Annotated in this window: 9 protein-coding genes and 1 tRNA gene; 7 read left to right on the forward strand and 3 right to left on the reverse strand. The window is 62.8% G+C overall.

What is annotated here, in order from left to right:
• Positions 1-174 precede the first annotated feature (174 nt).
• Both CXY72_RS18990 and CXY72_RS18995 read right to left on the reverse strand, forming a co-directional pair.
• Positions 175-247, reverse strand: a tRNA-Val gene (locus CXY72_RS18990).
• 68 nt (positions 248-315) lie between these two features.
• Positions 316-786: a peroxiredoxin gene (locus CXY72_RS18995; RefSeq protein WP_104129196.1), complete on the reverse strand. Its 471-nt coding sequence runs from the start codon at positions 784-786 to the stop codon at positions 316-318.
• A gap of 276 nt (positions 787-1,062) precedes the next feature.
• Here CXY72_RS18995 and aceE point away from each other — a divergent pair, with 276 nt between their 5' ends.
• From aceE to CXY72_RS19030, 7 genes are all read left to right on the forward strand, one after another.
• Positions 1,063-3,789 carry a pyruvate dehydrogenase (acetyl-transferring), homodimeric type gene (gene aceE / locus CXY72_RS19000; protein ID WP_104129197.1) on the forward strand — a complete coding sequence of 909 codons (2,727 nt, stop codon included), beginning with the start codon at positions 1,063-1,065 and terminating at the stop codon, positions 3,787-3,789.
• Positions 3,790-3,837: 48 nt separating this feature from the next.
• Positions 3,838-5,001 (forward strand): CdaR family transcriptional regulator, encoded by a 1,164-nt coding sequence (locus tag CXY72_RS19005; protein ID WP_199183220.1) that lies wholly within the window; start codon positions 3,838-3,840, stop codon positions 4,999-5,001.
• Between the two features lie 293 nt (positions 5,002-5,294).
• Complete coding sequence (locus CXY72_RS19010) at positions 5,295-6,668, forward strand: amino acid permease (RefSeq protein WP_233197953.1); 1,374 nt, start codon at positions 5,295-5,297, stop codon at positions 6,666-6,668.
• A 134-nt stretch (positions 6,669-6,802) separates the two neighbouring features.
• Complete coding sequence (locus tag CXY72_RS19015) at positions 6,803-7,723, forward strand: ACP S-malonyltransferase (RefSeq protein WP_104129200.1); 921 nt, start codon at positions 6,803-6,805, stop codon at positions 7,721-7,723.
• A gap of 17 nt (positions 7,724-7,740) precedes the next feature.
• The gene (locus tag CXY72_RS19020; RefSeq protein WP_104129201.1) at positions 7,741-8,745 is read left to right on the forward strand and encodes a beta-ketoacyl-ACP synthase III; all 1,005 of its coding nucleotides are present in this window, start codon (positions 7,741-7,743) and stop codon (positions 8,743-8,745) included.
• Positions 8,746-8,803: 58 nt separating this feature from the next.
• On the forward strand, positions 8,804-9,052 hold the full coding sequence (locus CXY72_RS19025) for an acyl carrier protein (RefSeq protein ID WP_104129202.1): 249 nt from the start codon (positions 8,804-8,806) through the stop codon (positions 9,050-9,052).
• Between the two features lie 104 nt (positions 9,053-9,156).
• Positions 9,157-10,392: a beta-ketoacyl synthase gene (locus CXY72_RS19030; protein ID WP_104129203.1), complete on the forward strand. Its 1,236-nt coding sequence runs from the start codon at positions 9,157-9,159 to the stop codon at positions 10,390-10,392.
• 150 nt (positions 10,393-10,542) lie between these two features.
• On the opposite strand, the gene CXY72_RS19035 is transcribed toward CXY72_RS19030, so the two are convergent.
• A complete protein-coding gene (locus tag CXY72_RS19035) occupies positions 10,543-11,022 on the reverse strand; it encodes a DUF3145 domain-containing protein (protein ID WP_104129204.1) in 480 nt (159 codons plus the stop codon).
• Between the last annotated feature and the right edge of the window lie 569 nt (positions 11,023-11,591).

Genomic DNA, 11,591 nt, shown 5'->3' on the forward strand with positions numbered 1-11,591 from the left:
ATGCGCTCAGCGCGTGCTGTAACTCCCGACGAACAATCAGTCCCGGTGCACAAACAGTCCCGGTGCACAAACAGTCCCGGTGCACATCCGGAACGCGCGCACCGAGATGCTCGGCGTCCCGAGCGCACGGCCCGCTGGGTTGTGCTGGCAGATAGCGGCTAAATCTGCTGTGTGTGGGCCCTACCGGGCTCGAACCGATGACATCCACGGTGTAAACGTGGCGCTCTACCAACTGAGCTAAAGGCCCCAACGTCTCACTGATCGGGTGTGTTCAGTATAGGTCAGTGTCGACGCAGGTTTGGCGACCCGATGGGTTCACAGAACGGGTGCGAGCTGTTCGAGGGCAGCGCGGTAGGCATCGATCGAACGCGCTTCGCCTGGTGCGGTGATAAAACTGGCCCGAATAATACCGCTTGGATCGATCAGGAAGGTCGCGCGATTGGCGAACCCCTTCTCCTCGAGAAAGACGCCATATTCCTTCGCGACCGCGCCATGGGGCCAGAAGTCAGCGACCAAATCAAACGTATATTTTTCCTGTTCACCGAACGCGCGCAGGGCGTGTCGAGAGTCGACCGAAATGCCGATCAGCTCGACACCGCCGTCTTGGAACAGTGCGAGGTTGTCGCGCAACTCACAGAGCTCTCCGCTGCAGATTCCGGAGAATGCCAAGGGAAAGAAAACGAGCGCTACTGATTTCATTCCTCGGTACTGACTGAGTTGCACGCTCTCACCGAACTGATTGATGAGCTGAAAATCGGGTGCCTGGGTATCGTTTTCGAGAGCCATTTATGCTCCTTTCCTGGTGCGTCGTTGACGCACGGATTGGCCGAGGACACACTCTAGTCCGGCAACGTGCGTGGTTTCACAGACCGTATCCTTGCCCGGGTGGTTTTTCGGCGGTTGGCACTCTCGTACGCGGACATCGAGTGAGATCTGTAGGCTTATGTGGTGCCACCGGTTGCAATCCAACCTGCTTACTTGCGGCACGTGCCCTCGTGGTGACAAAGATTGTCCCCGCCCTCGGAGCACCTTCGCTGCATAACCCCCAGAGAGAGGTCGACTGTGACGGTCAACGACCAGGACCCGTACTCGACGAACAACGCCGACTCCGACCCGGAGGAAACGGCGGAGTGGTCGCAATCCCTTGATGCGCTCGTTGCCGAACATGGCCACGAGCGCGGCCGCGAAATCATGTTGAGCCTCTTGAAGCGTTCGAAAGAGCTTCATCTGGGCGTTCCCATGGTTCCGACGACGGACTACATCAACACCATCGCCCCGGAGAACGAACCCGACTTTCCGGGTGACGAAGATATTGAGCGTCGCTATCGGGCGTGGATTCGCTGGAACGCTGCCGTTCTGGTGCACCGTGCGCAGCGCCCGGGTATCGCCGTGGGTGGCCATATCTCCACCTACGCGTCGTCAGCTGCCCTGTATGAAGTTGGTTTCAACCACTTCTTCCGCGGTCAGGACCACCCGGGCGGTGGCGACCAGATTTTCATTCAGGGTCATGCCTCCCCCGGTACCTACGCGCGCGCCTTCCTCGAGGGCCGGCTGACCGAGAACCAGCTCGACGGTTTCCGTCAGGAAAAATCGCACGCTCCCCATGGCATCTCGTCATATCCGCACCCGCGGCTCATGCCGGAATTCTGGCAGTTTCCCACCGTCTCCATGGGTCTCGGCCCGATCAATGCCATCTATCAGGCGCAGCTCAACCGCTACCTGACCAATCGGGGCATCAAAGATGCCAGCGACCAGCAGGTCTGGGCATTCCTCGGCGACGGTGAAATGGACGAGGTGGAAAGCCGCGGCCAGCTGCAGGTGGCCGCTAACGAGGGCCTCGACAACCTCAACTTTGTCATCAACTGCAACCTTCAGCGCCTGGACGGCCCCGTTCGCGGTAACGGCAAGATCATTCAGGAGCTCGAAAGCTTCTTCCGCGGCGCTGGCTGGAACGTCATCAAGGTGGTCTGGGGCCGGGAGTGGGACAGCCTCCTCAAGAACGACGTAGACGGCGCCCTGATCAACCTGATGAACGTCACGCCCGACGGTGATTACCAGACGTACAAGGCCGAAAGCGGCGCCTACGTGCGCGAGAATTTCTTCGGACGCGACCCGCGCGCACGGGCGCTCGTCGAGCACCTCAGCGACGACGAGGTCTGGAACCTCAAGCGCGGTGGACACGACTACCGCAAGGTCTATGCCGCATTCAAGGCCGCGTCGGAGCACACCGGCCAGCCCACCGTCATCTTGGCGAAAACGGTCAAGGGCTACGGCCTCGGTCCGAGCTTCGAGGGTCGCAACGCGACCCACCAGATGAAGAAGATGACCCTCGACAACCTCAAGTCGTTCCGCGACAGTATGCACGTGCCGATCACGGATGCCCAGCTCGAGGAAAATCCCTACCTGCCGCCGTACTACACGCCTGGCGACAAGGACGAGGCGATCGAGTACATGCACGAGCGCCGGCGTGCGCTCGGCGGCTACCTGCCGGAGCGACGCACCACCCACACCAAGCTCAACCTGCCCGGAGATGAAACCTACGCGGTCGCCAAGAAGGGGTCGGGAACCCAGGAGATCGCCACGACCATGGCGTTCGTGCGACTGCTCAAGGAGTTGTTGCGCGCCAAGGACTTCGGAAACCGCATCGTTCCGATCATCCCCGACGAGGCTCGCACCTTCGGCATCGACGCGTTCTTCCCCAACGCGAAGATCTACAACCCCAACGGACAGCACTACACCTCGGTCGACCACGCCCAGCTCCTCGCCTACAAGGAGAGCCCGCAGGGCCAGATTCTGCACGTCGGCATCAACGAGGCTGGCGCCGCCGCTGCTTTCACCAATGTGGGCACGTCGTATTCCACGCAGGGTGAACCGCTCATTCCGGTCTATGTGTTCTACTCCATGTTCGGTTTCCAGCGCACCGGCGACGCTTTGTGGGCCGCCGGCGACCAGATGAGCCGTGGGTTCATCGTCGGTGCCACCGCCGGGCGCACGACGTTGACCGGGGAAGGTCTGCAGCACGCCGACGGTCACTCGCCGCTGCTGGCATCGACGAACCCGGCCGTCGTCTCCTACGACCCGGCATACGGATACGAGATCGGCCACATCGTGCGCGCCGGACTCGAGCGCATGTACGGCGGTACCCACACTGACCCGAACGTCATGTACTACGTCACGGTGTACAACGAGCCGGCCGTCCAACCGGTCGAGCCCGCTGATGTCGATGTGGACGGCATCCTGCACGGTATTCACCGGGTTAGCGCATCCGCTGTCGCCGGACCGAAGGCGCAGTTGCTCGCCTCCGGCGTCTCTGTACCGTGGGCACTGGAAGCTGCGCAGCTGCTCGCCGACGATTGGGGTGTCTCGGCCGACGTCTGGTCGGTCACCTCGTGGACCGAACTGCGCCGCAATGGTCTGGCCGCTGAGGAACACAACTTCCTCAACCCCGACGATGAGCCCCGTATCCCGTATGTCACCACGAAGCTCCAAGGCGCTGCCGGCCCCTTCGTCGCCGTGTCCGACTTCATGCACGCCGTCCCAGACCAGATTCGGCAGTTTGTTCCGGGCGACTTCGCGACGCTCGGTGCCGACAGTTTCGGCTTCTCGGACACCCGTCCGGCGGCACGTCGATTCTTCAAGATCGACGGTCCATCGATGGTCGTGCGCACCCTGGAGCTGCTGGCTCGTCGCGGTGAAGTAGACCGCAGCCTCGCGGGCCAGGCGATCGCCAAGTACCGCCTGCACGATGTGAGCGCGGGCACCACCGGCTCTGCCGGGGGCGAGAGCTAAGAAACCGTGGCACCGGCGCCCAAAACGAAAGAACAGACTCTCAACTGGTTGCGCACCATCTCTGGTGAACTGTCGACTCAGACGCTCAAACGACTCGAAGACACGCTGTCCTGGTATGGCGACATGCCACCAGGGCGGCGGTCCGCCGTCGGCCTGGTCGCCCAGGCCGGGATCACGAGTTTCATCTCCTGGTTCGACGATCCGCGGTCAACGCCGTGGATCGCCGCGGACGTCTTCGGTGCTGCCCCACGAGAGCTGCTGCGCTCGGTGAGTCTGCAGCAGACGCTGCAACTGATCCGCGTGACGGTTGAGGTTGTCGAGGAGCGCGTCAAGGACGGCGGCGAGGCCCTTCGCGAGGCGATTCTGCTCTATTCGCGGGAGATCGCCTTCGGAGCGGCAGATGTCTACGCTCGCGCTGCCGAGGCGCGCGGCCTCTGGGACGCGCGGCTCGAAGCTCTCGTCGTTGATTCCATTCTCAGCGGTGAATATGACGACGAACTGCCCAGCCGAATCGCCGCCCTGGGTTGGCACGGCCACGGCGAAGTCTGCGTTCTGGTCGGCACTACCCCGCAGATGCTCGACGTCGACCAATTGCGCCGGGCCGCCCGGCACATGGCCGCGGACGTACTCATCGGCGTGCAGGGAAACCGCCTCGTGCTCGTGATCGGTCGTGCACGCCCCGCCCCGGCGGACAGCGACGATGTCGGCACGGCCGCAGCCCTCACTTTTATGGAGATCGCCATGCAGTTAGAGCCGATCTTCGGCCCTGGACACCTGGTGCTGGGCCACGAGGTTCCCAACCTTGTCGACGCGTCCAAGAGTGCCAAGGCGGCGCTGGCGGGTTTCGCTGTCGCCCGCTCATGGCGCAACGCTCCCCGGCCGGTGCAGGCCGACGACCTGCTCCCCGAACGTGCCCTGGCCGGTGATCCGCTCGCGCGCGCCACACTCATCCATCGCATCTATCGGCCCCTGCAGGCGCACTCCACCGAGCTGCTCACCACTCTGTGGTGCTATCTCGACAACGGCCGCTCGCTGGAGGCAACCGCGCGGGAACTATTCGTGCATCCCAACACCGTGCGGTACCGCCTGAAACGAGTGTCTGAAGTCATCGGCTACGACGCGACGGGAGCCCGCGAGGCGCTCATTTTGCAGTCCGCGCTGATCATCGGGTCGATCAGCGACCACGATGGGTCCAGCCGTCGTCGTTCCTGACGGTGCGTGATTTCATGGCTGGGGGGATAAAGTGTGAGTCGGTCGTCACATCGTCGTGACGTTCCTCTCAGCTTGAGAAACGACTTGGTGGGCGTCGTTGCTACACCGGCATCCGTTGCCATGGCCGTCACTTGTCTCGCGGGAGATCAGAGCTGCCCGATTCAGACTTGGAGCGTGTCATGCCGCCGTCCCCGAAATCCGCGACCGAAGGTGCTGCGAAACCAACTGGGGCCGCCAGCGCCGCTCCACCGGCCAGCGAACTGACCCGCAGCCTCAAACCCCGTCACCTCTCGATGATCGCGATCGCGGGAGTCATCGGAGCAGGCCTGTTCGTGGGTTCCGGAGCGGCGATCCAGCAAGCTGGCCCCGGAATTCTCGTAGCCTACGTCGCCGCGGGCCTTGTCGTCATTCTGGTGATGCGGATGCTCGGCGAAATGGCGGCGGCGAGCCCGGAGACCGGGTCGTTCTCGGCCTACGCCGACCGGGCTCTCGGCCGCTGGGCCGGGTTCAGCATTGGCTGGCTCTATGCCTGGTTTTGGATCATAGTCCTCGGGATCGAGGCAACCGCGGGCGCGGCGATCGTGCATCGTTGGGTACCCGAGGTCGATCAATGGGTCTGGGCTCTCCTGCTCATGGTGCTACTCACCCTCACGAACGTGGCCTCGGTGAAATCGTTTGGGGAGTTTGAATTCTGGTTCGCCTCGATCAAGGTGGCGGCCATTGTGGTCTTTCTGGTGCTGGGTAGCGTGGCGATCCTCGGCTTCATGCCCGGTGTGTCTGCGCCCGGCCTCGACAACCTCATCAATCGCGGCGGATTCTTCCCTAACGGTGCGGGAGCGATATTCGGTGGAGTGCTCGTGGTCGTCTTCTCCTTTTTCGGCGCCGAGATTGCGACCATCGCCGCCGGGGAATCGCAAAACCCCGTGGCCGCTGTCCGTCAGGCCGTGCGGTCCACCGTGTGGCGAATCCTGATCTTCTACATCGGCTCGATCGCCATTGTCGTCACCCTGCTGCCCTGGGACAGTGCCTCCGTAGCGAAGAGTCCGTATGTGGCGGCCATCGAACTCTATGGGATTCCCGGTGCCGGCACGATCATGGACGTGATCGTGCTCACTTCGGTGCTGTCCTGCCTCAACTCTGGTCTCTATACCGCGAGTCGAATGTTATTTTCGCTCTCCACCCGCGGCGACGCTCCCCGTTCCTGGGGAAAAATCTCGGCCCGTGGGGTGCCGCGCAGCGCCGTGCTCGCTTCGACCATCGTTGGGTTTGTGACCGTCGGTCTCAACTACCTAGCCCCGGACACCGTATTCCTGTTCCTGGTGAACACCTCCGGCGCCATCGCCTTGTTCGTCTGGCTCGTGATTGCGGCCTCGCAGCTGATCCTGCGTCGCCGGATGGGACCGGATGCCGCCCGGGCGCTCTCGCTCAAGATGTGGTTGTTCCCGTACCTCACCTGGTTCGCCATCCTCAGCATCCTCGCCCTGCTTGTGGGCATGTTGATCATCCCGGCAACGCGCGAGTCCCTCGCGCTGTCCCTTTCGTTGGCCGGGCTGCTCGTGGGCGTAGGTCTGTGGCGTTACCGGGGTGGGCGTGGAGTGAGCGGCGTAGCCGACACCCAAACGACGGTCGGCGCGGCGCATTCTGAATCGGGCCACGACCGGGAATGATCCCGCCATCGATCACGAGCTGAGAAATCAAAATCCGTCCCCGGGGCTCAGCCTGCAGGAATCTACAAAGGTTTTTGAAATACTTAGTGCCATCTGCACATTCATTTCCGGGCTCCGATTGGAAGACTGAATAAGTGATCGTTGTCGTCTGCCCGGGTCAGGGCTCCCAAACTCCCGGATTCCTCGAACCCTGGCTGGCTTCGCCTGCCTTCAATGCCGGCTTACGGCAAATCTCCAGCGACGTCGACCTAGACCTCGTCACCCACGGCACGCTCAGCGACGCCGATACCATCCGCGACACGGCGATTGCCCAGCCCCTCATCGTCGCCGCAGGCATTCTGACGCTTGAAGCGCTGCTCACTGATGGTCGCCGAGACGGCGTTGCCGGGATCGCCGGGCACTCGGTCGGAGAACTCACTGCCGCCGCGGGCGCCGGCATCCTGAAAACTGCCGATGCGGTGCGATTCGTTCGAGAGCGTGGCCTGGCAATGCAGGCCGCTGCCGCTCTCGTTCCCACCGGCATGAGCGCCGTGATCGGTGCCGACGAGACCGAATTGCTCACTCGAGTGGTCGAACTCGGCCTCGAACCCGCCAACTTCAACGGCAGCGGTCAGATTGTCGTCGCCGGGGCACTCGACGCTCTCGCCGAACTTGCCGCGGCTCCCCCGCACCGCGCCCGAGTCATCCCGCTTCAGGTCGCCGGCGCATTCCATACGCGTTATATGCAACCAGCCGTCGAACGGATGACCGTGGTTGCCGGCTCACTCACCCCCACCGACCCCACCCTCCCCATCTGGACCAATCGCGACGGAAGCCAGGTAACCAACGGCATCCGTTTTCTGGACCTGCTCGTGGGTCAGGTGTCATCGCCGGTACGGTGGGACAGGTGCATGGAGGCTTTCACCGCAGCGGGAGTCACCGGAATCATCGAGATCGCACCCGCCGGCGCGCTCGTCGGTCTTGCCAAGCGAGGCCTCAAAGGCGTCCCTACCGTCGCCATCAAGACCCCGGACGACCTGCCCGCCGCCTGGGCCATGATCGACCAGCAGTCCTGAAACTGATAAGAGAGACAATGACCAAGCCAACACTGAAGCAGTCCCATGGGGCGCAGTACACCCGAATCCTCTCGATCGGCGCCGCCCGCGGCGACCTCGTCGTCCCCAACGACGAACTGGTCGCAGCGATTGACTCCTCCGATGAGTGGATCCAGCAGCGCACCGGCATCATCACCCGCACGCGTGCCAGCCAGAACATCGAAGCTATCGACATGGCAACGGATGCCGCCCGCGAAGCGATCGAGAAAAGTGGCATTGACCCGGCGCTCATTGATGCCGTGATCGTCGCCACCATCAGCAACGGCCGCCAGACACCATCAATGGCCGCCGTTTTGGCCGACCGTGTTGGCAGCAATCCTGCCGCCGCTTACGACATCAATGCAGCTTGCGCCGGGTACGCCTACGCCATCGCCCAGGCCGATGCACTCATTCGCACGGGGGCTGCCCACTACGCCCTCGTCGTGGGCGCTGAAAAGCTCTCCGATCTCGTCGACCCTGCAGACCGCAGCATCTCATTCCTGCTCGGCGACGGTGCTGGCGCTGTCGTCATCGGCCCGAGTGACTATCCGGGCATCGCCACAACGGTGTGGGGATCGGATGGTTCCAAGGCAGACGCGATTCACATGAATCACACCCTGCAGGAGTACCGTCGCGGCGAGGCCGACTGGCCAACCCTGCGTCAGCAAGGGCAAACTGTCTTCCGCTGGGCTGTCTGGGACATGGCGAAGGTAGCCAAGAAAGCCCTCGAAGTCGCCGGAATCGAGAGCGCCGACCTCGCCGCGTTCATTCCCCACCAGGCCAACATGCGTATCATCGACGAGTTTGCCAAGCAGTTGAAGTTGCCGGAATCCGTCGTCATCGCCCGCGACGTCGCCACGACCGGTAACACGTCATCGGCCTCAATCCCCCTCGCCACCCACCGCCTGCTCGAGGAACACCCAGAGCTCAGCGGCGGACTCGCGCTGCAGATCGGCTTCGGTGCCGGACTCGTGTTCGGTGCGCAAGTCGTTGTGCTGCCCTAACCTATCCACCCTCTAAACTAAGTCTCGGTCAACCGAGACACCCTCAAGGAGAAATAACATGGCATTGTCCACCGCAGAAGTTCTGACCGGCCTGGCCGAGCTCATCAACGACGAAACCGGAATTGCAACCGACACGGTTGAGCTGGGCAAATCGTTCACCGACGACTTGGACATCGACTCCATCTCGATGATGACCATTGTCGTCAACGCAGAAGAGAAGTTCGACGTGAAGATCCCCGACGAAGAGGTCAAGAACCTCAAGACCGTCGGCGATGCCGTCGAGTTCATCGTGAAAGCACAGGACTAGACCCAAGACTGAACCGGGTCGGTCGGACAACGACCGACCTGTTCATTGGGCTGGTGCCACAACGCACCGGCCCACACGTTTGTCGTTCCATGGAGAGTTGACTTATGACCAAGAAAATCGTTATCACCGGTATCGGTGCCACTACGCCGCTGGGCGGCACGGCGGTCGACACCTGGACGGCCCTCTTGGCCGGCGAATCGGGTGCAACCACCCTCGAGCAGGCCTGGGTCGCTGAAACAGCGATCCCCGTAACTTTCGCAGCCCAGGCACGCGTGAAAACCGTGGATGTTCTGCAGAAATTTGAGGTCAAGCGTCTTGACCCGTCCAGCCAATTCGCCCTGATCGCTGGACGCGAAGCCTGGGCCGATGCCGGCTCCCCCGAGGTCGAGCCTGAGCGCCTCGCCGTGGACTGGGCAACCGGGATCGGCGGCGTGTGGACCCTGCTGGATGCATGGGACACCCTGCGTGAACGCGGCCCGCGTCGCGTGCTGCCGATGACCGTGCCGATGCTCATGCCCAATGGTCCGGGAGCGGCCATCGGAATGGACCTGCACGCCCGTGCCGGCATCACCACTGTGGTCTCCGCGTGCGCGTCGAGCACCGAAGCGCTGATTAACGCGTACAAGCGCCTGCAAGCCGGACTCGCCGACATCGTCATCGCCGGAGGCTCCGAAGCGGCCATTCATCCCCTGCCGATCGCCTCGTTTGCAGCGATGCACGCCCTGTCGACCCGGAACGACGACCCGGCTACCGCGAGCCGCCCGTACGATGTGACCCGCGACGGTTTCGTTCTCGGCGAGGGTGCAGCCGCCCTCGTCATCGAAACCGAGGAGCATGCCAAGGCGCGCGGCGCCCACATTTACGCCGAACTGCTCGGTGGCGTTGTCAACAGTGATGCGCACCACGTGACCGCGCCGGACCCCGAAGGATCGGCGGCCGCCCGCGCAATGCGCTCGACCATCGAGAACGCTGGCGGGACCCTCGCCGATGTCTCCCACATCAACGTCCACGCCACGAGCACCCCGGTTGGTGACATCGCCGAGTACAACGCGCTCAAGCGCGTGTTCGGCGATCTGCTCGACGGCATCCCGGTCTCGGCCACGAAGGCATCAACCGGCCACCTGCTCGGTGGCGCTGGCGCCCTCGAAGCCTTCTTCACGGTGAAGGCTCTCGCCGAGCGCGTCGCACCGCCGACGATCAACCTCACGTCGCAGGATCCGGAGATTCCGCTCGACGTGGTCACCACACCGCGCGCACTGCCGGCCGGAGACCTGCTCGCGTTGAGCAACTCCTTCGGCTTCGGCGGCCACAACGCCGTTGTAGCGTTCCGGTCGGTCTAAAATCGGGTAGAAAAGAATGACCCCGCCCGGGTTCGGGCGGGGTCATTCTCATAAGGCGGTTCGCCGGACTGCGCGGGGTTGCCACCAGGAATGTCGCCGATCGACGGGTGGCGCTGTTATGGGCGAACCGCACGCTGGAGAAGTGGCTGATCAGCCGACCTGGTGCAGCCAGACCACGGCATTCAGGTCGCTCGCCTGCCGAAACGGTTCAAGTTCGTCGTCCCAGGATTGCCCGAGGGCGAGGCGCAACTGCCGGTGCAGCTCGATGGCGTTGGCCCCCGCATTCTCCATGGCGGATCGAATGCGATCTTCCGGCACGACCACGTTGCCCACGCTGTCGGTCTGGGCGTAGAAGATACCCAACTCGGGCGTGTGCAACCAACGTCCGCCATCCAAACCTGATCCAGCATCTTGGGTGACTTCAAAGCGCAGCTGTTCCCAGCCGCGCAGAGCGGATGCGAGCGCGGCGCCGGTACCCGGAGACCCTTCCCAGTAATATTCCGCCCGGTGGGATCCGGGCAGGGCTGGCTGCTCTGACCAGTCGAAGTTGACAGCCTCGCCAAGTGCTCGCCCGGCAGACCACTCAATATGCGGACAGACGGCTCGCGGAGAAGAGTGCACAAAAAGCATCCCCCGCGCAATCGACGTCCGACGGTTCGGTACTGCATCCATCGTGTTTCTCCGTTCCTAGTAGGTTCGTCTTCCCCAACGACCTCGAAACGACCGCGCCTTCAACTCCGAGTTGAAGCACGATGGCGAATGTTAAATTATTCGGTAGCTGGATACCAACGTTCCGATATCGTCATTATGCCCCAGCGACCTGCACATTCACAAGGACACCGATAGTGAACCCGCGCTGTGCAGAGGGTCAGTTTCGTCGGCCCAGCGTGTTCACCGCCATCACAACGACGCGGCTTAGCCGCGCAACGCCGTACTCCGCGGATCGAGCTCGCCGAGACCGCCAGATCTACTTAGGGTCAAAGATGAGCGGCCGATAAATCGACTTCGATCGTGAGCGTTTACCCTTCGGGTTTGCGCGAAATCTATCGTGCGCTCTGCGCAGCGACTCGCGGATGTCGGCCTAGCGAGAACGTGCGTGCGTTGGATCGTGCTCAGACTCGAAATTCGTTTATTTTGGCACATGGATGCGGCCGGGCCTGTTATCGCAGGTCTGGCCGCTTTTTTGCGCGCATTGTGCG

It is taken from the genome of Cryobacterium sp. Y57 (assembly GCF_002929505.1).
In the GTDB taxonomy this organism is placed as follows: domain Bacteria; phylum Actinomycetota; class Actinomycetes; order Actinomycetales; family Microbacteriaceae; genus Cryobacterium.

What these genes read in the sequence shown, in the direction of transcription:
- CXY72_RS18995 (WP_104129196.1), bottom strand. Translation starts at nt 786, where the DNA reads ATGGCTCTCGAAAACGATACCCAGGCACCCGATTTTCAGCTCATCAAT.
- CXY72_RS19010 (WP_233197953.1), top strand. Translation starts at nt 5,295, where the DNA reads ATGATCGCGATCGCGGGAGTCATCGGAGCAGGCCTGTTCGTGGGTTCC.
- CXY72_RS19020 (WP_104129201.1), top strand. Translation starts at nt 7,741, where the DNA reads ATGACCAAGCCAACACTGAAGCAGTCCCATGGGGCGCAGTACACCCGA.
- CXY72_RS19025 (WP_104129202.1), top strand. Translation starts at nt 8,804, where the DNA reads ATGGCATTGTCCACCGCAGAAGTTCTGACCGGCCTGGCCGAGCTCATC.
- CXY72_RS19030 (WP_104129203.1), top strand. Translation starts at nt 9,157, where the DNA reads ATGACCAAGAAAATCGTTATCACCGGTATCGGTGCCACTACGCCGCTG.
- CXY72_RS19035 (WP_104129204.1), bottom strand. Translation starts at nt 11,022, where the DNA reads ATGCTTTTTGTGCACTCTTCTCCGCGAGCCGTCTGTCCGCATATTGAG.